Here is a 22,241-nt window from a genome sequence, read left to right on the forward strand (position 1 = left end):
TGCCGTCAGAATTAATTAGATAGGCTAAAGCCGCACGCCGTGATCGCGGGCGAAGGCCAGCAGGTGCTGGCGCAACGACCGGTCGGGGCGCCCCAGCAGGCTGTCCAGGAACCGCTGCAGCACGCCCACGTCGACCGAGCGGATCATGGTCTTGATCTCGCCGAAGGCGCCCGGGCTCATCGACAGGGTGCGGAAGCCGCAGCCCAGCAGGGCCATGGCGTCCAGGGGCCGGCTGGCCATCTCGCCACACAGCGACAGCTGCACCCCGGCCGCGTCGCACCGGTGCACCAGCATGCGCAGCACCGACAGCATGGCCGGCGACAGCAGGTCATAGCGGTTGTTCAGCATGGGATTGCCGCGGTCGCTGGCGAACAGGTACTGCAGCAGGTCGTTGGACCCCACGGACATGAAGTCGATGTGGGGCAGCAGCGCGTCCAGCTGGAACAGCAGCGCCGGCACCTCCATCATCACGCCCACCTTCAGGTCGCGGGGCGGGGCCATGCCGTCCTGCTCCAGCCGGCGCAGCTCCAGATCCAGCACGCGGCGGGCGCGGAGGAACTCCGACACCTCGGCCACCATGGGGAACATCACCCGCAGGTCGCGGCCCGAGGCCGCCCACAGCAAGGCCCGCAACTGCTTGCGCAGCATGGCCGGGCGGTCCAGGCCGATGCGGATGGCGCGCCAGCCCAGGGCCGGGTTCTCCTCGCCCAAGTCGGGGAAGTAGGGCAAGGTCTTGTCGCCGCCCACGTCCAGGGTGCGGAAGGTGACGGGCTTGTCGCCTGCCTCATCCAGCACCTTGGCGTAGGTTTCCTTCTGCACCGTCGTGTCGGGATAGGTGTGCCGCACCATGAAGGGGATTTCGGTGCGGTACAGGCCGATGCCGTCGGCGCCGGTGGCGTGCAGGTGGGGCAGGTCGATCAGCAGGCCGGCGTTCAGCATCAGGCGCACGGGCACGCCGTCGCGTGTCACCGACTCCAGCTCGCGGGCGGCGGCGAACTCGCGCTTGCGCTCCTCCCCCACCTCGATGCTTTTCAGGAAGGCTTCGGTGATGTCTTCGGCGGGACGCACGAAGACCTGGCCGTGGTCGCCATCGACGATGACGAAGTCCAGCGGGTCGACGCGGCTCAGCACGCCGGTGCACTGCCCCACCACGGGAATGTCCAGGGCGCGGGCCACGATGGCCACGTGGCTGTAGGCCGCACCTTCCTCCAGCACCAAGCCGCGCAGGCGGGTGCTGTCGTAGTCCAGCAGTTCGGCGGGCCCCAGGTTGCGGGCGACCAGCACGAACGCGTCCGGCAGGGTGCCGCCGTCCGCCTTGTCCTGGCGGCCGGCCAGGTGCTGCAACAGGCGGTTGGTGATGTCGTCCAGGTCCAGCTGGCGTTCGCGGATGTAGCTGTCGGTCACCGACGCCATGCGGGCGCGGTTGTCGTTCTGCACCTGCTGCACCGCCGCCTCCGCCGTCAGGCCGGTGCGGATGGCCTCGCGGATGCGCGACAGCCAGCCACGGTCGGTGGCGAACATGCGATAGGTTTCAATGATCTCGTGATGCTCGCCGCCGGTCTCGCCCGACAGGATCAGCAGGCGGTCGATGGCGGAGTGCATGCTGTCCACCGCCTCGCGCAGGCGGCGCAGCTCCAGCTCCGGATCGTCGGCCACCATTTGGCGGATGGTCAGCTGCGGCCGGTGCAGCACGGCCACGGCCATGGCGATGCCCCGGTTCAGGCTGACGCCGTCCAGGCGCGAGGGCAGCAGCACCAGGTCGTTGGCCACCTGCAGTTCGCGGTTGTCGACCAGCTCGCCCGTGGCCACCAGCTCGGCCACCACCATGGCGATGGTCTCCAGCGTCTCCACGTCCTGTTCGTCATAGGCGCGGCGGGCGATGTGCTGGATGGCCAGCACGCCGCGCACGCGGCCGCCGCGCAGGATGGGCACGCCCATGAAGCTGTCGAACGGGTCCTCGCCCGTTTCCGGACGGTAGGCGAAGTTGGGATGGCTGGGCGCGTTGGCCAGGGCCACCGGCCGGGCGTGGGCGGCGATGTCGCCCACCAGGCCCTCGCCCACCCGCAGGCGGGTCTTGTGCACGGCGTCCAGGTTCAGGCCGATGGTGGCGAACAGCTCCAGCACCTCCCCCGCCCGCATGACGTAGCAGGAACAGACATCCGCCCCCATTTCGGCGGCGATCAGCATGACGATCTTGTCCAGCCGCGACTGGGCAGTGCCCCCGGCGGCCATGACGTCGCGCAGCCGGGCCAGCAGGCGCCGGGCGCCACCCGCCGCATCGGCGGACCGGCGGAGTTCGGTAGCGGTACCGGTGGTAATGGTACCGGTTTCCGGAACCTCAAGCCCCGGGTCGATGAGGGTGGGGGGAGTTCCGGAATGCGGTGCCACTAGCCTGCCGCTCCCGCCAGCGCCAGCGCCGGTCCCGCTTCCTGGGTCCTTGAGTCCTTGGCATGCCCGTACCGGCCGGCCAGGGCGTCCTCCGCCTGGGCCACCAGCTCGGCCAGGATATCGGCCGTCGGCTGTTCGCGCGTCACCATCCCCACCGACTGCCCGGCCATCAGGCTGCCATTCTCCACGTCGCCGTCGATGACGGCGCGGCGCAGGGCGCCGGCCCAGAAATGCTCGATCTCCAGCTGGGCGTCCTTCTGTTCCACCTCGCCGCGGTTGAAGCGCTCCACCACCTCGCGCTGGAAATCCATGAAGCGGCGGGTGCCCTCGTTCTGCAGGGCGCGGACCGGGATGACGGGGAAGCGGCTGTCCAGCTGGGCGGACGGCATGGCGTCGCGCGCGCTGGCCCGGATGAAGGCGCGCTTGAAATTGGGGTGGGCGCGGGACTCCGTGGCGCAGACGAAGCGGGTGCCCAGCTGCACACCGGCGGCTCCCAATTCCAGGTAGGCCACGATGGCCTCGCCCCGGCCGATGCCGCCGGCCACGAACACGGGCACGTCCCGAATCTCCGGCAGGATCTCCTGCGCCAGGACCGAGGTGGCGACGGGTCCGATATGGCCGCCGGCCTCCATGCCCTCGATGACCAGGGCGTCCACGCCCATGCGGACCAGCTTCTTGGCCAGGACCAGCGCCGGTGCGAAGCACACCACCTTGGCGCCCCCGTCCTTCAGCTGCTTGATCACCGGCGCGGGGGGCAGGCCGCCGGCCAGGACGACATGGTGCACGCCGTGGTCCAGGCAAACGGCGGCCAGCGTGTCCAGCTGCGGGTGCATGGTGATGAGGTTGACGCCGAAGGGCTTCGCCGTCAGCGCCCGGGTGGCGTCGATCTCCTGGGCCAGCATCTCGGGCGTCATGGCGCCGCAGGCCAGCACGCCGAAACCGCCGCCGTTGGAAATGGCGGCCACCAGGCCGGCGTCCGACACCCAGGTCATCGCGCCGCCCATGACGGCCAGCTCCGTGCCCAGAAAATCGCGCCCACGGGTCCACAGCGCGTCCAGCTTGTCGCGAGCGGTTCCAATCGTGGTGGTGGTCGACATCAAAAACGCTTCCTTTTGGCGGAAAAAATACGTCACCCGCGGCATGACGCGGCGGCCGGTGCCCCGCCGCGGGGGAACGACGCCGATCCCTAACCTAAAACAACCCCTGAAAACAACAATGCCCCGGGGGACGGTCTTCCAGTCCCCCGGGGCAGAGTGTCGCTCAGATGCTTATGCCTGGTCCAGGCCGTAAGCGGTGTGCAGGGCGCGCAACGCCAGTTCGGTGTATTCCTCGGCGATCAGAACGCTGACCTTGATCTCGCTGGTGGAGATAACCTGGATGTTGATGCCGCGGTCGGCCAGGGCCTTGAACATGCGCTGGGCCACGCCGGCGTGGCTGCGCATGCCCACACCGATGACTGAGACCTTGACCACGTTGCTGTCGGCGATCAGGCGGCGGAACTTCAGGTCGTCCTTGGCGCCTTCCAGCACCTGCACGGTGCGGTCCAGGTCGGCCTTGGTGACGGTGAAGGTCATGTCGGTGGTGGTGCCGTCCTCCGACACGTTCTGCACGATCATGTCGACGTTGATGGCGGCGTCGGTGAGCGGGCCGAAAATGGCCGCCGCCACGCCCGGCCGGTCTTCCACGCCCACCAGGGTCACCTTCGCCTCATCCCGGCTGTAGGCGATGCCGCTGACCAGTTCCTGTTCCACGATTTCGTCCTCATCAACGACAAGAGTTCCCGGCAACGCGCTGCCGGCCGCTTCCTCGAAGGTCGACAGCACCTGGACACGCACCCGGTGCTTCATGGCCATTTCCACCGACCGGGTCTGCAGGACCTTGGCGCCCAGGGACGCCATCTCCAGCATTTCCTCGTATGTGATGCGGCCCAGCTTGCGGGCCTTGGTCACGATGCGCGGGTCGGTGGTGTAGACGCCATCCACGTCGGTGTAAATATCGCAGCGCTCGGCCTGGACCGCCGCCGCCAGGGCCACGGCCGAGGTGTCGGAACCGCCGCGTCCCAGGGTGGCGATGCGCCCATCCTTGGACACGCCCTGGAAGCCCGCCACCACGGCCACCTCGCCGGTGGACATGCGGGTCACCAGGTCGCCGGACTCGATGCGCTCGATGCGGGCCTTGCCATGCACGTCGTCGGTGATCAGGGGGATCTGCCAGCCCTGCCACGACCGGGCCGGGATGCCGATCTCCTGCAGGGCGATGGCCAACAGGCCGCTGGTCACCTGCTCGCCCGAGGCGACCACGGCGTCGTATTCGCGCTCGTCCGCCAGGCGGCTGACCTGTTTCACATAGTCCACCAGCTGGTTGGTCACGCCCGACATGGCGGAGACGACCACCGCCACCTCATGGCCGGCGTCGACCTCCTGCTTCACTTTGCGGGCGACATTCTTGATCCGGTCGATGGTGCCGACCGATGTCCCGCCGAACTTCAAAACGAGGCGTGCCATAACCCGTGTCTGCCTTGTGAGAGGCCGGCAGGCGCCAGCCGGTGGATGCAAGGGGGCTTCCGGCCGCGCGGCAGGGTCCGCAGGGCGTTCCGGAAGCGCGCTATCCTTACCCTGTCGGGCGCGCGCAGGCAATAAACGGGTAATAAAAGGTCAGGGTTGCGTAAACCGGGCGACAGAGCATTTCTATTTCTTGTTTTCCGCGCCCCCGGGCTGGGGCACCGGTATCCGCTGTCTGGGTTTCTTGTGCTCTTCCAACCGGGTACAGCCATACGTCGGCCGGTGTTGAGTTGGGTTGGGCGGCGGCCCATAATCCGGCGCCTTCCGTCCAAGGGTGCCTATGATGAGCCAGACCGCCACGACCACCGTCGATCCCGGGGAAATCCAGCGCTTTTCGGCCATCGCCGCCGAATGGTGGGACGAGGCGGGCAAGTTCCGGCCGTTGCACAAGCTGAACCCGGTGCGCCTGGAATATCTGCGCGACCGCATCTGCGCCCATTTCGGCCGCGACCCGCTGGCGCCCCAGCCGCTGCGGGGCCTGCGCCTGGTGGACATCGGCTGCGGCGGCGGTTTGCTGTCGGAACCGCTGGCCCGCATGGGGGCCGACGTCGTGGGCATCGACGCGGCCGAGCGCAACGTGAAGACCGCCGCCACCCATGCCATGGAGACGGGCACCCCCGTCGACTACCGCCACACCACGGCGGAGGATCTGGTGGCCGCCGGCGAGACGTTCGATGCGGTGCTGTCGCTGGAGGTGGTGGAGCACGTGGCCGACGTGCCGCTGTTCCTGGACAGCTTGGCCGCCCTGATGAAGCCTGATGGCCTGCTGGCCATGGCGACGCTGAACCGCACGCCCAAATCCTACCTGATGGCCATCATCGGCGCGGAGTACGTCCTGCGCTGGCTGCCGCGCGGCACCCACGACTGGCGCAAGTTCCTGAGGCCGTCGGAACTGGCCGCCGGCCTGCGCGCCACCGGCCTGACGGTGCGCGAGGTCATGGGCCTGGTCTACAGCCCCTTCAACGACAGCTTCCGCCTGGATGCCCGCGACCTGGACGTGAACTATCTGCTCTGGGCCAGCCGCTGAGGCAATTCACACCCAAATTAGAAACGCGCCAAGCGGCGGCATGATCCTATGCCGCCGTAGGCCCCGACCGGGGCCGCCAGAACTTTTCGGGGAGCGTGAGCGGACTGAAAAGTGAGGATAGCCAAGGGACGGACGTCCCGCCGGCGCCTGAGGGACACGTTAAGCCGCGTTGCTGGCTTCCGTGTGCGTCAGCAGGGCGTAGATGGCGTCGGCGGTGTCGGCGCCGCGCAGTTTCTCGCAGAACAGCGGATTGCGTAGCATGCGCGAGACCAGGGCCAGGGCCTTCAGGTGATCGGCGCCGGCCGATTCCGGGGCCAGCAGCAGGCAGATCAGGTCAACCGGCTGTTCATCGATGGAATCGAAATCCACCGGCCGTTCCAGGCGGGCGAACAGGGCGCAGACCTTGGGCAACGTGGGCAGCTTGCCGTGGGGGATGGCGATGCCCCGGCCCACGCCGGTAGTGCCCAGGCGTTCCCGCTCCAGCAGCACGTCGAAGATGGCCCGCTCATGCTGGCCGGTCAGGTCGGCGGCCCGTTTGGCGAGTTCCTGCAGCACCTGCTTTTTGGAGGAGGCCTTGAGATTGGCGACAATGCCGTCCGGCCTCAAAAGCTCGACCATCGGCGTCAACAAAAACTGGGACGGCATTGCCACCACGCTCGCTTACTCGGTATTTCGCTTGAAGTGTTATAGGGCGGAAAGGTTTACCAAACTTTTCCGCCCAACCCCCGGTCCCAAGCTTCGGCTATCCCCGCCCCGAGGTCAATGGGGCCAAGGCCGGCGGGGATAGCTCTGGAAGCTTATCCTGATCAGCGGGTTCCGATCAGTTGGCGGCCGCGGGCTTGCCGTCGGAGGGATCGACCCAGCCGACGTTCCCGTCGGGCCGGCGATAGACCATGTTCAGATGGCCATGCGCCCGGTTGCGGAACAGCAGGGCCGGCAGGTCCGCCAGGTCCATGCGCATCACCGCCTCGCTGACCGTCAGCATGTCGATGTTGGTCTGCATCTCGGCGATGATCATGGGGTGGTGGTCGGCGCCGTTGCCGTTCACCGCGTGCCCGTTGTGGCTGCCGGCCCCATGACCGCCTTCATCGGCCTCGTCGTCGTGGGCATCGGCGTTGATGATGTATTTGCGGGCCGGCACGGCGGCCTCGGCCTCGCCGTGCACGCGCTGGTGATGGTCGCGCAACCGGCGCTTATAGCGTCGCAGGCGCTTGGCGACGCGCTCCGCCGCCTCATCGAAGGCGGGATAGGGTTCCGTGGCTTCGGCATAGGCTTGCAGAAGGATGCCGCGTCCGACGTGGGCCTGGATATCCGCCTTGTAGAGGTGCGCCTCGCGCGACAGCACGACGGTCGCCTCAAGCGGACTGCTGAAATATTTCTCCACCAACCCTGTCAGTGTGGTCTCGACATGGGTGCGCAGGGACTCGCCAACGTCTAGCTGCTTGCCTTTGACGATTATATGCATGGCCTGTCCGTCTCGCTTGGTTGGAAGCCAGGAGTGGCGGCGGCGTGGTGCCTTGCCGTCGGCCTTTACAATAGCCCGCGGCCGGCCTTTTGCTGCTGGGAAGGCCAGCCGTCATGCGCCATCCATCGGGCGCATGGTTCAGATCCCAAGGGCCTTCTCCCGGCGACGCTGGACTGAGGAAGGGATCTTCATGGCTTCACGATACTTGGCGACCGTCCGCCGTGCAATGTCGATCCCCTCATCCCGAAGGATCTCGACCAGGCGGTCATCCGAAAGGATCTCGTCGGGCTTTTCCGCGTCGATCAGCACCTTGATGCGGTAACGCACCGCCTCGGCCGAATGCGAGGCCTGGCCGTCCGCTCCGGAAATGGCTGATGTGAAAAAGTATTTCAGTTCGAACAGGCCGCGGGGCGTGGCCATGAACTTGTTGGTCGTCACGCGGCTGACGGTGGATTCGTGCATGCCGATCGCCTCCGCTATATCCCGAAGGATAAGGGGGCGCAGGAACTGCAGCCCGTGCAGGAAAAACGCATCCTGCTGGCGCACGATCTCGGTCGCCACCTTCAGGATGGTGTTGGCGCGCTGGTGCAGCGACTTCACCAGCCAGCTGGCCGACTGGAACTGCTCGGTCAGGTACTCCTTGTCCTGCTTGTTCCGGGCGGCCCCCTGGATGCGGGCGTAGTAGCGCTGGTTGACCAGCACGCGGGGCAGGGTGTCGCTGTTCAGTTCCACCAGCCAGCCGCCGCCGGGCTGGGCGCGCATGACGATGTCCGGCACCACGGTCTGCACCGGCTCATGGTCGAAGGCCAGGGCCGGCTTGGGGTTCAGCGCCTTGATCTCGCCGACCATGTCGGCCAGATCCTCGGCATCCACCTGGCACACCTTCAGCAGGGCCGGCACATTGCGCGCGGCCAACAGGGGCAGGTTGTCCAGCAGGGCCTGCATGCAGGGGTCCAGCCGGTCCAGCTCCCGCAGCTGCAGCGCCAGGCATTCCTTCAGCGACCGGGCGAAAATGCCCACGGGGTCCAGGCGCTGCAATCGTTCCAGAACCGAAACGACCTGCGATTCGGTACAGCCCAGCTGATCCCCCACCAGGGCGATGTCGCCGGTGAAATAGCCGGCCTCGTCCAGGTAGTCCATCAGGGCGAAGGCCACCATCCGATCCAGGGGATCGGCGATGTCCATGGTGATCTGTTCGGTCAGGTGGTCGCGCAGCGAGACGCTGCCGGACAGCGTCTGCTCAAACGAGTTCTCGTCATCCTCGAAGCTGCCGCCGCGTCCCGACCAGTTGCCGAAGGCCTCACCACCCTCGCCCATGCCATCGGCCGCCATGTCGACCGCGCTGGAATTGGTCCAGACGTTCTCGAAGTCCGTGTCCAGCGGCGCGTCGCTGGATGAGCCCATGTGGTCGGAAGACGTGAGGTCGGCCGTGTCGCGCACGGGCAGGTCGTCGGCGCGCGCGACCACCTCCTCCCGATCCACCCCGTCGGGGGCCGGATCGCGGTTACGGTCGCCATCATCGCGTTCCAGGAGCGGGTTCTGCTCCATCTCACGATCGACGTAGTCGGCCAACTCCAGGTTAGACAGCTGCAACAGCTTGATCGCCTGTTGCAGCTGGGGAGTCATCACCAGCGCCTGGGTCTGCCGAAGATCAAGGCGTTGTTGAAGCGCCATCACCCGCCCGAATAAGAACAGTGGCCCGAAATGAAATTGCGCAAAACGCGCTTATACTTGATTACAGACTGAACCGTTCGCCAAGGTATACGCGGCGCACGTCCTTGTGGGCCACGATCTCGGACGGTTCACCCTCCATCAATACCATACCATCGTGAAGAATGTATGCGCGATCAACGATGTCCAGGGTTTCGCGGACGTTGTGGTCGGTGATCAGCACGCCGATGCCGCGCTCGCGCAGATGGCTGACCAGTTCGCGGATGTCATTGACGGCGATGGGGTCGATGCCGGCGAACGGCTCGTCCAGCAGGATGAAGTTGGGCTGGGAGGCCAGGGCACGGGCGATTTCCACGCGGCGGCGCTCACCGCCCGACAGGGCCAGGGCCGAGGTGCGGCGCAGATGGCTGATGGAGAACTCGGCCAGCAGCTCGTCCAGCGTGGCTTCACGCTTGTCGCGGTCCTGCTCCACCACCTCCAGCACGGCGCGGATGTTGTTCTCCACCGTCAGGCCGCGGAAGATCGAGGCCTCCTGCGGCAGGTAGCCTATCCCTAAGCGCGCGCGGCGGTACATGGGCAGGTCGGTGACCTCCAGCCCATCCAGGGTGATGGTGCCGTAATCGGGCATGATCAGCCCGGTCATGATGTAGAAGCTGGTGGTCTTGCCGGCGCCGTTGGGGCCCAGCAGGCCCACGACCTCGCCCCGGCGGACGCTGACGCTGACATCGCGCAGCACGGGGCGGCCCTTGTAGCTCTTGCCCAGCTTGGTGGCCGTCAGGCCGCTGTTAGGGTTGTCGGACACCAGGCGCGGGCCTCCCGCTTTGGGTTCCCTGGGTGCCGCCGGCACCTTCGCGGGTTCGGACGTCTTGCTCATGGCTGTGCTCCGCCGCCGGGGGGGTTGGCGCCGCCAGCGGGCGGCGCGGCGGGGGCCGGGGCTGCCGGCTGGTCGGACTTCTTGGGTATCAGCACGCTATGCACGCGCCCACCCTTGACGGTCTCGTCGGGCAGCATGCGGCTGACCCCCGTGGCGTTGTTGACCTCGGCCCTGTGGCCGTTCACCTGGTTCTGACCCTGGGTCAGTTTCACATCGCCCGTCAGGATGGCGATGCGCGTCTTCACGTTATAGGTGCCCTCGCTGCCGCGCGCGACATCTTTGGGGGTGACGATCAGCACGTTGCCCTTGGCATCCATGCGCGTCATCTCCAGCTGCTTGGCGGCGTTCTCTTCCATGATGCCCACCAGCACGTCGGCGCGGATGCGGTCGCCCTTGTCGTTGATGGCGATGGCGTTGCCGCGCGCGACCAGCAACTGCTGCTGTTTCCAGTATTCCAGGGTGTCGCGAGCGTAAACCGTGTCGCTGCGCGTGACCAGGTGGAGGTGGTCGCCGGTCAGCACGGTCACGTCCTGGTCCACGTCGTAGACGCCGTGGTCGCCAAACGCCTGCTGGCTGGGCGATGTCATGACCACCTGGCCGTCGGCGGCCATGCGGTACATCTCGGTCGAGCCGTCATTGGCCTTGCGGTAGTAGACCACCAGGGTGTCGCAGTGCAGGGTGTCCTCCCCGCGCGTCACGATGACGTGGCCCCGGGCCACGGCGGCCAACTGGTCGTTGTGCCACTCCATCGTCTCGTCCGAGGTGATGTCGATGGCGCCCGGGGGGGACGCCGTGACCTCGGCGGGGGTGAAGGGCAGCAGGCCAGGCTCGCCCGGCGCGGCGGGGTTCTGCGCGGGCGGGGCGGCGGGCTTCCTGGCCTTGGCGGTCTTTGCGGCAGCGTGCTTTTCGGCGGCGGGCTTGGCCTCCGCCGCTTCCTCCGCGCGGGAGGATGGGGCCAAGGCGACCAGGGCCGTGGCCGCGACCGCCAGGCCGCCCAGCATCAGGGTCCGCATCACCGGGACCGTCTTCGTGAACCGGGTACTCAAGGTTTCTTGCCTCCGGTCCGCGACGGTGCCGTGGTGGGGGATGTCATGGTGGGGGGTGCAGGGATGGGGCCTGCGGGCGCGGCGCCATCGGCATGGTGCTCCTTCTCCACCAGGCGCAGGCGCGCCTTGCCGGTGAAGACGATGGTGCTGCCCTTGTCGGTCATGCGGAAGCCGCCGGCGTCGATGTCGCCGAACGGGCCTTGGCCGGCCACGCGCGCGTTGCCCCAGGCGATGTTCTTGCTGGTGTCCACTTCCGCCTTGTCGGTGGTGAACTCATAGCCGTGGTCGTGAAACAGCGTGACCCTCCCCTCCAGCGTCAGGTGGCCAGACTGCTTGTCGTACCGCCCGGTGTCCCCATTCAGGGTCACCCACTGCCCATTCTTTAGCGTGATCTCCGCCTCGGGCGAAACAAGATCGATCAGGTTGTCCTGATTGCTTTCCTGCATGGCCCGGTCGGCGCGTACTTCCACGGGCCGGTCGGTCTTGTCCGTTCCCAGGAAATGGGCGTCCAGCATTTCCAGCTGGCCGGTGCCGGGGTCGGCGGGGCGGGGGGTGGTAGTTTCCTTGATCAGGGGCCACAGCGCGATGGCGGCGATGGTCAGGCCGGCCAGGGTGGGCAACACCACCTTGGCCTGGTTGACGCGGCGGGTGTGCCGGGCGCTGGCGCCCCGCCCCCGTTGCTCCTGGCTGCGCTGGTCCGGGGCACGGCCGGATGGGGGCGCGGAACCGGCCGGGGGTGCCGGCTGCCGAATCCCGCCCGCGTCGCCGTTGTCGGCGCCGGGGTTTTCTGAAGGGGGGGGCAGGGTCATGGTTCCACGGGGTTTGGCCACCAATTGTGGCGCAGGCATGTCCGGCGGCCACCGCCACCGGTTGAGGCCCAATCTAACTGAGCCGGGATTCCACGGTCAAATCGTCATGCGCCGTCCCTTTTTCCAGGGGGCCGGCGCGCCACCCACCCATGCGGCGCGCCCGCGCGGGATGGGAAGAAAGGGAAAGGCGGCCCGCACATCCCCCCAAGGGGCGACTCAACGGGCGCCTCAGTGGGCGAAAATATCCGGCTCGTCCCAGCCGCTCAGGTCCAGCAGGGCGCGGTGCGGCAGGAAGCGGAAGCAGGCCTGCGCCAGCTCGGTGCGGCCTTCGCGGGCCAGCACGGCGTCGAACTTCGCCTTGATGTCATGCAGGTACAGCACGTCGGAGGCGGCGTACTTCAGCTGCTCGGCCGTCAGCTCCTCCGCACCCCAGTCGGACGACTGCTGCTGCTTGGACAGCTCCACGCCCAGCAGGTCGCGGCACAGATCCTTCAGGCCATGGCGATCGGTGTAGGTGCGCACCAGCTTGGACGCGATCTTGGTGCAGTAGACGGGGGCGGTCACGACGCCCAGGTACTGGTTCAGCACGGCGATATCGAAGCGGGCGAAGTGGAACAGCTTCAGCTGCTCCGGATTGGTCAGCAGGCGCTTCAGGTTGGGGGCGTCGTACTGGCCCTGGCGCAGCTGCACCAGGTGACAGCGGCCGTCGCCGGACGACAGCTGGATCAGGCACAGGCGGTCGCGGTGCGGGTTCAGCCCCATGGTTTCGGTGTCGATGGCCACCACCGGGCCCAGGTCCAGGCCGTCGGGCAAATCGCCGTCATAGAGATCGATGGGCATCAAACCGGTCCTTCATGCTGGAGGGGCTGCCGAGGAAGGCCCGCCGGCGCCAGGGGCGCCCGCGAAAGCGAACCCCAGAAACGCCGCGGGCCGCCGGCGTTCCATCGGAACATCGGCGGCCCTGCGACCTTAAACCCGCGCTGAATTGGTGCCCAGGAGAAGACTCGAACTTCCACGACATCTCTGCCACAGGTACCTGAAACCTGCGCGTCTACCAATTCCGCCACCTGGGCAGCGCGGGCCGCCTAAGTACGATTATGGCCGGGGCCTGTCAACACCCTTCTTTTGGCACCTTTGAATTTTCTCGACGGTGGCGCCCAAGCGCGGGGACGATCCTGTGCGCGACGCCGAACCGCTCGGCCAGGATGAGGGAGGCCAGGATGAGGGAGAGAGGCGGCCCGGCAGGTATTCGACGGGAAGGATGGACGGTCCGATGCGTCAGCGGACCCCAGAAACGCCGCGGGCCGCCGGTTCCATTTGGAACACGGCGGCCCTGCGTTGAACCCGCGCTGTAATTGGTGCCCAGGAGAAGACTCGAACTTCCACGACATCTCTGCCACAGGTACCTGAAACCTGCGCGTCTACCAATTCCGCCACCTGGGCAGCGCGGGCCGCCTAAGTACGATTATGGCCAGGGCCTGTCAATACGCTTCTTTTGGCTTTTTTCGTTTTTGGTCCAGGGGCACGGGAAGGGGCGTCCGGCGTCCCGCCACGCCCGCGCACACCCGTGCATGGGCGCGTCCTCCTCCTTGCATTTCAGGCCTTGGCCAAGCGCCTAGCCCTGGCCCGCGGGCTTCGCTATAAGCTTGGGTCTCCGGCCGCCGCCGGCCCCGGTCACCCGCCCGCATGTGGCGATGGTCGGAACCAACAGGTCCGGCGGGTCATTCGTTTAGTGGGCAGAGGGTCTAAGAGGATGGGCACTAGCATTCGTATCGCCACCGTGTTCGGCGGGGCCGGCTTCATCGGCCGCCATGTCATCCGGCGCCTGGCCAAGACGGGCTGCGTCATCCGCGTGCCCGCCCGCCACCCGGGCGAGGCCGCCTTCCTCAAGATGAACGGCGCCGTGGGCCAGATCGTCCCCATGGCCGTGGACATCGCCGACGACGCCTCCGTCGCCCGCGCCATCCAGGGCGCCGACGTCGTCATCAACCTGATGGGCATCCTGGCCGAGAGCGGACGCCAGCGTTTCGACCTGGTGCATGCCGAGGCCGCCGGCCGCATCGCCCGCCTGGCCAAGGGGGCCGATGTCGCCCGCCTGGTGCATGTCTCCGCCCTGGGCGCCGACGCCAACTCCCGCTCCGCCTACGCCCGCAGCAAGGCGGCGGGGGAGCAGGCGGTCCGCGCCGTGTTCCCCGAGGCCACCATCCTGCGCCCCAGCGTGATTTTCGGGCCCGAGGACAATTTCTTCAACCGCTTCGCCGGCATGGCCAAGACGCTGCCCTTCGTCCCGCTGATCGGCGGCGGCGCCACCCGCTTCCAGCCCGTCTATGTCGGTGACGTGGCCGATGCCATCATCAACGCCGTGACCCGCGCCGGCGCCGAGGGCAAGACCTTCGAGCTGGGCGGCCCCCGCGCCTACAGCTTCCGCGAACTGATCCAGCTGGTCCTGGACCTGACCGGCCGCAAGACCCGCCTGGTGTCCCTGCCCTGGGGCCTGGCCAGCCTGCAGGCCGCCTTTCTGGAGATGGTGCCCGGCAAGCCGCTGACCCGCGACCAGGTGACCCTGCTGAAGAGCGACAACGTCCTGTCCGGCACGCTGCCGGGCCTGGCCGACCTGGGCATCGCGCCCACTGCCGCCGAGGTGATCCTGCCGACCTACCTGGATCGCTTCCAGTTGGCCGGCCGTTACGACAGCCATCGCCAGGGTCCGTCCCTGCCGGTGCTGACCAAGATCGACGCCCACGGCACGCATTATTGATTAAGTGTCCCTCAGGCGCCGGGCGCCGCCATCCGGCGGCTTGGCTTCCTCGGTTTCCAGTCCAGTTCGCTCCCCGTAAACCTGCGGCGGATGCGGTCGCATCCTACAGCGGCATGGGGTTCATGCCGCTGGTATGAGCTTCAGAAAATAAGATAAAGGGCGCCTTCCCGGGTGGGGAGGCGCCCTTTTCGCTGACGATTCGGAGCGTTGAGCTCCTTTAAATATAAATCATGCCTAACACGACGGCGCCCAGGGCCCAGCAGTAGAAGGCGAAGGGGCGCATGGCGTCGATCTCGTTGCGCTTGAACCAGCGCATCAGCGCCCAGACGGCGACCAGGGCGCAGACGCCGGACACGACGCCCCCGACCAGCGCGCTCTGGATCACGTCGCCCTCGGCCTGGCGCAGCATCTTGGGCACCACCAGCAGGCTGGCGCCGGCGATGATGGGGGTGGCCAGCAGCATGGAGAAGCGCGCCGCCTCCTCATGTTTCAGGCCGGCCCAGAAGCCCGCCACCATGCTGGCGCCGGAGCGGGAGAAGCCCGGGATCAGGGCCAGCGACTGGGCCAGGCCGATCATCAGGGCCTGGACGAAGCTGAGGTCGGCCAGCGTGCGCTCGCCCCGGCCGCGCAGCCGCTCACCAAAAAACAGCAGGAAGCCGTTCACGATCAGGAAGATGGCGGCGTTGAACGGGTCGCTGAAGGCGGCGCGCAGCACCTTCTCAAAGGCCAGTCCCAGGATGGCGGCGGGGATGGTGCCCACCACCAGCAGGGCCAGCACGCGGCGGTCCGGGCCCCCCTTGATCACGCCCGCCAGCAGGTTGACCCAGTCGCGCCAGAAGAACACCAGCAGGGCCGCCGCCGTGCCCAGGTGCAGCATCACCAGATAGGGCAGGAAGTGTTCCTTGAGGAAGGCCTGGTCCAGACCCCAGCCCAGCAGGAAGGGCGTCAGCACCCCGTGGGCGACGCTGCTGATGGGGAAAAGCTCGGTGATGCCCTGGATGATCGCGAAGATCAGGGTCTGCAAAAAAGACATGGCGCCTCAACGTCTAGGGGCGATTGGGCGGCCGGACGGGACCCGGCCGCTGGATGGCAGCCTGCTTATAGCAGCGGTCGTGCCGGGCGGCGACAGCCGCTTGGGGAAGCGGAGGCCATCGTATGACCGGGATTGCCCTTACATGTTTCAATGTGAATCAATTGACTACATGAATATGGTAAACAGATGAGTACTATATACTGCGAATGCGAATGGAGCAGTCACCGCTTTTCCACACCTGAGTCATACGCCCGATGCACAATAAGACAACCAACCTGACCTAACGTGAAAAAAGTGCTGGAGCGATGGGGCGTAACGACTTATATGAACTCGGCGCACCCGCTTGTGCGCAAGCCCATGACCCGGCGGCCTTCCGCTGCGGCGCGGGCGAGACGGGGAACATCTCCGCCGGCCACCGCACGGGCCGTCGGGGCAGAGCACGAAGGATAAAGGCCATGGCGCAGAAGCAGCAGATGCTCCAGTTCGTCCACACGGACCAGCAGATGCCTGACAAACGCGAGCCTGCGCTGCGCCGGCGGGATTTCGATGAGATCTACGCCCGCTTCGCGGACGACCAGGCGGCCACCCAGGCCTCGCGCTGCTCCCAGTGCGGCGTGCCCTTCTGCCAGGTGCATTGCCCCGTCTCCAACAACATCCCCGATTGGCTGAAGCTGACCGCCGAGGGCCGCTTGGAAGAGGCCTACGAGGTTTCGCAGGCCACCAACAATTTCCCTGAGATCTGCGGCCGTATCTGCCCGCAGGACCGGCTGTGCGAGGGCAACTGCACCATCGAGCAATCGACCCACGGCACCGTCACCATCGGCGCCGTCGAGAAGTACATCACCGATACCGCCTGGGAACGCGGCTGGGTGAAGCCGGCCGCCCCGGTGCGCGAGCGCTCGCAGAGCGTCGGCATCATCGGCGCTGGCCCCGCCGGCCTGGCCGCCGCCGACCAGCTGCGCCGCAAGGGCTATCAGGTGCATGTCTACGACCGCTACGACCGCGTCGGCGGCCTGCTGATATACGGCATCCCCGGCTTCAAGCTGGAGAAGGAGGTGGTGGAGCGCCGGGCCAAGCTGCTGGCCGACGCCGGCGTGGTCTTCCACCTGGGCTTCGAGGTCGGCCGCCACGCCACGCTGGGCCAGCTGCGCGTCCAGCACGACGCCATCCTGATCGCGACCGGCGTCTACAAGGCGCGTGAACTGGAAGGCCCGGGCAGCGGCGTGGACGGCATCGTCCCGGCGCTGGACTACCTGACCGCCAGCAACCGTACCGGCCTGGGCGACACGGTGGTGGATTTCGAGAACGGCCGCCTGAACGCCAAGGGCAAGAACGTCGTCGTGATCGGCGGCGGCGACACCGCCATGGACTGTGTGCGCACCGCCATCCGCCAGGGCGCCAAGTCGGTGAAGTGCCTGTACCGCCGCAACCGCGCCAACATGCCGGGCAGCCAGCGCGAGGTGGCCCATGCCGAGGAAGAGGGCGTGGAGTTCGTGTGGCAGGCCGCCCCGGACGCCTTTCTGGGCGACCGCCAGGTGACGGGCGTGCGCGCCCACCGCATGCACATGGGCGTGGCCGACGCCTCCGGCCGGCAGACGCCGCAGCCCATCGAGGGCTCCGCCTTCACGCTGGAGGCCGACCTGGTGATCAAGGCCCTGGGCTTCGATCCCGAGCCGCTGCCCACCCTGTTCGGCGAGCCGGGCCTGAAGGTCAGCCGCTGGGGCACCGTCATGGCCGATCCGCGCACCCTGATGACCAACCTGGAGGGTGTGTTCGCCGCCGGCGACATCGTGCGCGGCGCCTCGCTGGTCGTCTGGGGCATCCGCGACGGCCGCGACGCCGCCGCCGGCATCCATAACTATATCACCGCCCGCGCCGCCGCCGCGCCGCTGGCCGCCGAGTAAGGGGGATTGAAGATGAGCGAGATGATCGAGAACGGCAGCCCCCTTTCCGCTTCCAATGGAACCGAGACTGGCGCCGAGTTCGTCGAGCGCTACCGTGCCAGCGCCGCCCGCCTGGAAGCGGCGCACGTCTGGTCGCCGGAGATGGAGCATGACGCCTGCGGCGTGGGCTTCGTCGCGGCCATCGACGGCAAGCCCCGCCGCTCCGTCGTGGAGAAGGCGGTGGAGGCGCTCAGCGCCCTGTGGCACCGCGGCGCCGTCGACGCCGACGGCAAGACCGGCGACGGCGCCGGCATCCATCTGCAGATCCCGCAGAGCTTCTTCCGTGAGCATGTGGCCCGCAGCGGCCACCTGCCGCCCGACGGGCTGATCTCGGTCGGTCAGGTCTTCCTGCCCCGCACCGACATGGAGGCGCAGGAGCGCTGCCGCTGCATCGTCGAGACGGAAATCCTGAAGTTCGGCTACACCATCTACGGCTGGCGCCAGGTTCCCATCAACATCGAGATCATCGGCGAGAAGGCCAACGCCACCCGCCCCGAGATCGAGCAGATCATGGTGGGCAACCCGCGCAACATCCCGGAAGACCAGCTGGAGCGTGACCTCTACGTCATCCGCCGCCGCATCGAGAAGGCGGTGAAGGCGGAGAGCATCAGCGACTTCTATATCTGCACGCTGTCCTGCCGCTCCATCATCTACAAGGGCATGTTCCTGGCGGAACAGCTGACGTCCTTTTACCCGGACCTGCTGGACGAGCGCTTCGAGTCCAACTTCGCCATCTACCACCAGCGCTATTCCACCAACACCTTCCCCACCTGGTGGCTGGCCCAGCCCTTCCGCATGCTGGCGCACAACGGCGAGGTCAACACGCTGCGCGGCAACGTCAACTGGATGAAGGCGCACGAGACCCGCATGGGTCACGAGATCTTCGGCAACCTGATCGAGGACGTGAAGCCGATCATCCCCGCCGGCGGGTCGGACAGCGCCTGCCTGGACGCCGTGTTCGAGGTGCTGGTGCGCTCCGGCCGCTCCGCCCCCATGGTCAAGACCATGCTGGTGCCGGAGGCCTGGTCCGACCGCGAGACCATGCCGCAGAACCACCGCGACCTGTACAGCTACGCCAACGCGGTGATGGAGCCGTGGGACGGCCCGGCCGCCCTGGCCATGTATGACGGCCGTTGGGTCGTGGGCGGCATGGACCGCAACGGCCTGCGCCCCATGCGCTACGTCGTCACCGGCGACGGCCTGCTGATCGCCGGTTCCGAGACGGGCATGACCAAGGTCGAGGAATATTCGGTGCAGGAAAAGGGCCGCCTGGGGCCCGGGCAGATGATCGCCTTGGACCTGGCGGAGGGCCGCCTCTACAAGGACCGCGAGATCAAGGACACCCTGGCCGCCGGCAAGCCCTACGGCAGCTGGGTGCGCCACATCACGGTGCTGGACGACCTGGTGAAGGGGGCGCCCGCCGCCACGGCCGAGCTCAGCCGCGACCAGCTGCGCCGCCGCCAGGTGGCTTACGGCATCTCCATGGAGGATGTGGAGACCATCCTGCACCCCATGGTGGAGGACGCGAAGGAGGCCGTGGGCTCCATGGGCGACGACAGCCCCCTGGCCGTGCTGTCCGACCGCTACCGGGGCCTGCACCACTATTTCCGGCAGAACTTCAGCCAGGTGACCAACCCGCCCATCGACAGCCTGCGTGAGCAGCGGGTGATGAGCCTGAAGACGCGGCTGGGCAACCTGGGCAACATCCTGGACGAGGATGACAGCCAGACCCGCCTGCTGCAGCTGGAGACCCCCGTCCTGACGACGGCGGAATTCACCGCCATGCGCCGCTACATGGGCGACACGGCGGCGGAGATCGACTGCACCTTCGATCCCGAGGGCGGCGAGTTCGCCATGACCGACGCCCTGCGCCGCGTGCGGCAGGAGGCGGAGGACGCGGTGCGCGGCGGCGCCACCCACCTGATCCTGACGGATGAGGCCATGGGCCCCGGCCGCGCCGCCCTGCCCATGATCCTGGTCACGGGTGCCGTCCACACCCACCTGATCCGCCAGCAGCTGCGCACCTTCACCTCGGTGAACGTGCGGGCGGGCGAGTGCCTGGACGTGCACTATGTCGCCGTGCTGATCGGCGTGGGCGCCACCACGGTCAACGCCTACCTGGCGCAGGAGGCCATCGCCGACCGCCAGCGGCGCGGCCTGTTCGGCGACATGCCCCTGGAAAAGTGCCTGGAGCGGTACAAGAAGGCCATCAACGAAGGCCTGCTGAAGATCATGTCCAAGATGGGCATCTCCATCGTCTCCAGCTATCGCGGCGGCCTGAACTTCGAGGCGGTGGGCCTGTCCCGCTCGCTGGTGGCCGAGCACTTCCCCGGCATGATCAGCCGCATCTCCGGCCTGGGCCTGGTCGGCATCCAGAAGGACGTTCTGGAACAGCACGCCCTGGCCTGGAACGAGGAGGTCGTGGCCCTGCCCATCGGCGGCTTCTACAAGTTCCGCAAGGGCGGCGACCGCCACGCCTGGGAAGGCGGCCTGATCCACCTGCTGCAGCAGGCGGTGTCCAACGACAGCTATTCCACCTTCAAGCGCTACTCCGAAGGCGTGCACAAGCGCCCGCCCCTGCAGCTGCGCGACCTGCTGGACTTCCGCCCGTCCAAGGGCAAGGTCTCGGTGGACGAGGTGGAGAGCATCACCGCCATCCGCAAGCGCTTCATCACCCCGGCCATGTCGCTGGGCGCCCTCAGCCCCGAGGCGCACGGCACGCTGAACGTCGCCATGAACCGCATCGGCGCCAAGTCCGACAGCGGCGAGGGCGGCGAGGATCCGGCGCGCTTCAAGCCGGACGCCAATGGTGACAACTGGAACTCCGCCATCAAGCAGGTGGCGTCGGGCCGCTTCGGCGTCACCGCCGAATACCTGAACCAGTGCCGCGAGATCGAAATCAAGGTGGCCCAGGGCGCCAAGCCCGGCGAGGGCGGGCAACTGCCCGGCTTCAAGGTGACGGAACTGATCGCCCGCCTGCGGCACAGCACGCCCGGCGTCATGCTGATCAGCCCGCCGCCGCACCACGACATCTATTCGATCGAGGATCTGGCGCAGCTGATCTACGACCTGAAGCAGATCAACCCGGACGCCAAGGTCTGCGTGAAGCTGGTCAGCCGCTCGGGCATCGGCACCATCGCCGCCGGCGTGGCCAAGGCCGGCGCCGACGTCATCCTGGTGTCGGGCAATGTCGGCGGCACCGGCGCCTCGCCCCAGACCAGTGTGAAGTTCGCGGGGCTCCCGTGGGAAATGGGCCTCAGCGAGGTGCAGCAGGTGCTGACGCTGAACCGCCTGCGTCATCGCGTCACCCTGCGCACCGACGGCGGCCTGAAGACCGGGCGCGACATCGTCATGGCGGCGATGCTGGGGGCGGAGGAGTTCGGCGTGGGCACCGCCAGCCTGATCGCCATGGGTTGCATCATGGTGCGCCAGTGCCACAGCAACACCTGCCCGGTGGGTGTGTGCGTGCAGGATGAAAGCCTGCGGCAGAAGTTCGTGGGCACGCCGGAAAAGGTCGTGAACCTGTTCAGCTTCATGGCGGAAGAGGTGCGCGAGATCCTGGCCAGCCTGGGCTTCCGCACCCTGCGCGAGGTCATCGGCCGCACCGACCTGCTGCACCAGGTCAGCCGCGGCGCCGTCCACCTGGACGACCTGGACCTGAACCCGCTGCTGGCCCAGGCCGACCCCGCTGGCGACAGCGCGCGGTATTGCACCCAGGTGGGTCGCAATGAGGTGCCGGACACACTGGACGCCCAGATGATCCGCGACGCCCGCCAGCTGTTCGACGACGGCGAGAAGATGCAGCTGGCCTACAACGTCCAGAACACGCACCGCGCCATCGGCACCCGGATGTCGGCCATGATCACCCGCAAGTTCGGGATGAGCGGCCTGCAGCCCGGTCACTGCACGGTGCGGCTGCGCGGCTCCGCCGGTCAGTCCCTGGGTGCCTTCGCCGTCCAGGGCCTGACCCTGGAGGTGTTCGGCGACGCCAACGACTATGTCGGCAAGGGCCTGTCGGGCGGCACCATCATCGTCCGGCCCATGACGGCCACGCCGTTGAAGTCGAACGAGAACACCATCATCGGCAACACGGTGCTGTACGGGGCCACGGCCGGCAAGCTGTTCGCCGCCGGCCAGGCGGGTGAGCGCTTCGCCGTCCGCAACTCCGGCGCCACGGTGGTGGTGGAAGGCTGCGGCTCCAACGGCTGCGAGTACATGACCGGCGGCATGGTGGTCATCCTGGGCGGCGTGGGCGACAACTTCGCGGCCGGCATGACCGGCGGCATGGCCTTCGTCTATGACCAGACGGGCACCCTGCCGCTGCACATCAACCCCGACAGCGTCATCTACCAGCGCATCGAGGTCCAGCATTACGAGGACATGCTGGTGTCCCTGATCGAGGAGCATGTGGCGCGGACGCAAAGCCGCTGGGCCATGACCCTGCTGAACGACTGGCCGCTGGTGCGCGGCCACTTCTGGCAGGTCGTGCCCAAGGAGATGTTGCACCGCCTGGCGGTGCCCGTCGTCCCGCCGCAGGCGCTCAGCGCGGAGTAAGGTAACGAGCACGCCTTTGGGCGCCCCGGTCCTCGGGCCGGGGCGCCTCCCGCGAAGGGAGCCCCACGAAGAGGGACGAAGGAGAGGGGGCACGGGGTCTCATCCGAGGCCA

General features: G+C 67.5%; 15 protein-coding genes and 2 tRNA genes. 4 read left to right on the plus strand and 13 right to left on the minus strand.

Going from position 1 to position 22,241, the window contains the following annotated elements; genetic code table 11:
- Positions 1 to 24: 24 nt before the first annotated feature.
- From ptsP to FBZ89_RS07175, 3 genes are all read right to left on the minus strand, one after another.
- Complete coding sequence (gene ptsP / locus FBZ89_RS07165; RefSeq protein WP_145749411.1) at positions 25 to 2,232, minus strand: phosphoenolpyruvate--protein phosphotransferase; 2,208 nt, start codon at positions 2,230 to 2,232, stop codon at positions 25 to 27.
- Between the two features lie 155 nt (positions 2,233 to 2,387).
- Positions 2,388 to 3,485 carry an NAD(P)H-dependent flavin oxidoreductase gene (locus FBZ89_RS07170; RefSeq protein WP_246172077.1) on the minus strand — a complete coding sequence of 366 codons (1,098 nt, stop codon included), beginning with the start codon at positions 3,483 to 3,485 and terminating at the stop codon, positions 2,388 to 2,390.
- A 171-nt stretch (positions 3,486 to 3,656) separates the two neighbouring features.
- A complete protein-coding gene (locus FBZ89_RS07175) occupies positions 3,657 to 4,892 on the minus strand; it encodes an aspartate kinase (RefSeq protein ID WP_145749307.1) in 1,236 nt (411 codons plus the stop codon).
- Between the two features lie 340 nt (positions 4,893 to 5,232).
- On the opposite strand from FBZ89_RS07175, the gene ubiG reads away from it, so the two are divergent.
- Positions 5,233 to 5,976: a bifunctional 2-polyprenyl-6-hydroxyphenol methylase/3-demethylubiquinol 3-O-methyltransferase UbiG gene (ubiG, locus tag FBZ89_RS07180; protein WP_145749308.1), complete on the plus strand. Its 744-nt coding sequence runs from the start codon at positions 5,233 to 5,235 to the stop codon at positions 5,974 to 5,976.
- Positions 5,977 to 6,135: 159 nt separating this feature from the next.
- Here ubiG and ptsN read toward each other — a convergent pair whose 3' ends face one another.
- The 9 genes from ptsN to FBZ89_RS07225 all read right to left on the minus strand — a co-directional run bounded on the left by ptsN (position 6,136) and on the right by FBZ89_RS07225 (position 13,284).
- Positions 6,136 to 6,594, minus strand: coding sequence for a PTS IIA-like nitrogen regulatory protein PtsN (gene ptsN, locus FBZ89_RS07185; RefSeq protein WP_088870640.1), 459 nt, complete (start codon positions 6,592 to 6,594; stop codon positions 6,136 to 6,138).
- Between the two features lie 202 nt (positions 6,595 to 6,796).
- On the minus strand, positions 6,797 to 7,441 hold the full coding sequence (hpf, locus tag FBZ89_RS07190) for a ribosome hibernation-promoting factor, HPF/YfiA family (RefSeq protein ID WP_145749309.1): 645 nt from the start codon (positions 7,439 to 7,441) through the stop codon (positions 6,797 to 6,799).
- A 138-nt stretch (positions 7,442 to 7,579) separates the two neighbouring features.
- On the minus strand, positions 7,580 to 9,115 hold the full coding sequence (rpoN, locus tag FBZ89_RS07195; protein WP_145749310.1) for an RNA polymerase factor sigma-54: 1,536 nt from the start codon (positions 9,113 to 9,115) through the stop codon (positions 7,580 to 7,582).
- Between the two features lie 61 nt (positions 9,116 to 9,176).
- A complete protein-coding gene (gene lptB / locus FBZ89_RS07200) occupies positions 9,177 to 9,986 on the minus strand; it encodes an LPS export ABC transporter ATP-binding protein (protein ID WP_145749311.1) in 810 nt (269 codons plus the stop codon).
- Positions 9,983 to 11,032 (minus strand): LptA/OstA family protein, encoded by a 1,050-nt coding sequence (locus FBZ89_RS07205; protein WP_145749312.1) that lies wholly within the window; start codon positions 11,030 to 11,032, stop codon positions 9,983 to 9,985. The genes lptB and FBZ89_RS07205 overlap by 4 nt, the downstream gene beginning before the upstream one ends.
- A complete protein-coding gene (gene lptC / locus FBZ89_RS07210) occupies positions 11,029 to 11,841 on the minus strand; it encodes an LPS export ABC transporter periplasmic protein LptC (protein ID WP_186457237.1) in 813 nt (270 codons plus the stop codon). The genes FBZ89_RS07205 and lptC overlap by 4 nt, the downstream gene beginning before the upstream one ends.
- A 228-nt stretch (positions 11,842 to 12,069) precedes the next feature.
- Entirely contained in the window at positions 12,070 to 12,681 is a 612-nt protein-coding gene (locus FBZ89_RS07215) for a ribonuclease D (RefSeq protein WP_145749314.1), read from the minus strand.
- A 146-nt stretch (positions 12,682 to 12,827) separates the two neighbouring features.
- Positions 12,828 to 12,914 (minus strand) — tRNA-Leu (locus FBZ89_RS07220).
- A gap of 283 nt (positions 12,915 to 13,197) precedes the next feature.
- Positions 13,198 to 13,284: transfer RNA gene (locus tag FBZ89_RS07225), tRNA-Leu, on the minus strand.
- A gap of 310 nt (positions 13,285 to 13,594) precedes the next feature.
- Here FBZ89_RS07225 and FBZ89_RS07230 point away from each other — a divergent pair.
- A complete protein-coding gene (locus FBZ89_RS07230) occupies positions 13,595 to 14,599 on the plus strand; it encodes a complex I NDUFA9 subunit family protein (protein ID WP_145749315.1) in 1,005 nt (334 codons plus the stop codon).
- Positions 14,600 to 14,816: 217 nt separating this feature from the next.
- Here the strand turns inward: FBZ89_RS07230 and FBZ89_RS07235 are convergent, their stop codons facing one another.
- On the minus strand, positions 14,817 to 15,632 hold the full coding sequence (locus FBZ89_RS07235) for an undecaprenyl-diphosphate phosphatase (RefSeq protein WP_145749316.1): 816 nt from the start codon (positions 15,630 to 15,632) through the stop codon (positions 14,817 to 14,819).
- Between the two features lie 455 nt (positions 15,633 to 16,087).
- On the opposite strand from FBZ89_RS07235, the gene FBZ89_RS07240 reads away from it, so the two are divergent.
- Together FBZ89_RS07240 and gltB are read left to right on the plus strand one after the other, a co-directional pair.
- Positions 16,088 to 17,536 carry an NAD(P)-dependent oxidoreductase gene (locus tag FBZ89_RS07240; RefSeq protein ID WP_145749317.1) on the plus strand — a complete coding sequence of 483 codons (1,449 nt, stop codon included), beginning with the start codon at positions 16,088 to 16,090 and terminating at the stop codon, positions 17,534 to 17,536.
- A gap of 21 nt (positions 17,537 to 17,557) precedes the next feature.
- On the plus strand, positions 17,558 to 22,129 hold the full coding sequence (gene gltB / locus FBZ89_RS07245) for a glutamate synthase large subunit (protein WP_145749413.1): 4,572 nt from the start codon (positions 17,558 to 17,560) through the stop codon (positions 22,127 to 22,129).
- The last annotated feature ends 112 nt before the right edge of the window (positions 22,130 to 22,241 follow it).

The organism is Nitrospirillum amazonense, from assembly GCF_007828045.1.
In the GTDB taxonomy this organism is placed as follows: Bacteria; Pseudomonadota; Alphaproteobacteria; order Azospirillales; family Azospirillaceae; genus Nitrospirillum; species Nitrospirillum amazonense_C.

Excerpts from the sequence above, each read along its gene's own strand:
- rpoN (WP_145749310.1), bottom strand. The coding sequence starts at position 9,115 with ATGGCGCTTCAACAACGCCTTGATCTTCGGCAGACCCAGGCGCTGGTG.
- ptsP (WP_145749411.1), bottom strand. The coding sequence starts at position 2,232 with ATGGCCGCCGGGGGCACTGCCCAGTCGCGGCTGGACAAGATCGTCATG.
- ptsN (WP_088870640.1), bottom strand. The coding sequence starts at position 6,594 with ATGGTCGAGCTTTTGAGGCCGGACGGCATTGTCGCCAATCTCAAGGCC.
- FBZ89_RS07235 (WP_145749316.1), bottom strand. The coding sequence starts at position 15,632 with ATGTCTTTTTTGCAGACCCTGATCTTCGCGATCATCCAGGGCATCACC.
- ubiG (WP_145749308.1), top strand. The coding sequence starts at position 5,233 with ATGAGCCAGACCGCCACGACCACCGTCGATCCCGGGGAAATCCAGCGC.
- FBZ89_RS07170 (WP_246172077.1), bottom strand. The coding sequence starts at position 3,485 with ATGTCGACCACCACCACGATTGGAACCGCTCGCGACAAGCTGGACGCG.
- gltB (WP_145749413.1), top strand. The coding sequence starts at position 17,558 with ATGATCGAGAACGGCAGCCCCCTTTCCGCTTCCAATGGAACCGAGACT.
- lptC (WP_186457237.1), bottom strand. The coding sequence starts at position 11,841 with ATGACCCTGCCCCCCCCTTCAGAAAACCCCGGCGCCGACAACGGCGAC.
- FBZ89_RS07215 (WP_145749314.1), bottom strand. The coding sequence starts at position 12,681 with ATGCCCATCGATCTCTATGACGGCGATTTGCCCGACGGCCTGGACCTG.
- FBZ89_RS07175 (WP_145749307.1), bottom strand. The coding sequence starts at position 4,892 with ATGGCACGCCTCGTTTTGAAGTTCGGCGGGACATCGGTCGGCACCATC.
- FBZ89_RS07230 (WP_145749315.1), top strand. The coding sequence starts at position 13,595 with ATGGGCACTAGCATTCGTATCGCCACCGTGTTCGGCGGGGCCGGCTTC.
- lptB (WP_145749311.1), bottom strand. The coding sequence starts at position 9,986 with ATGAGCAAGACGTCCGAACCCGCGAAGGTGCCGGCGGCACCCAGGGAA.
- hpf (WP_145749309.1), bottom strand. The coding sequence starts at position 7,441 with ATGCATATAATCGTCAAAGGCAAGCAGCTAGACGTTGGCGAGTCCCTG.
- FBZ89_RS07240 (WP_145749317.1), top strand. The coding sequence starts at position 16,088 with ATGGCGCAGAAGCAGCAGATGCTCCAGTTCGTCCACACGGACCAGCAG.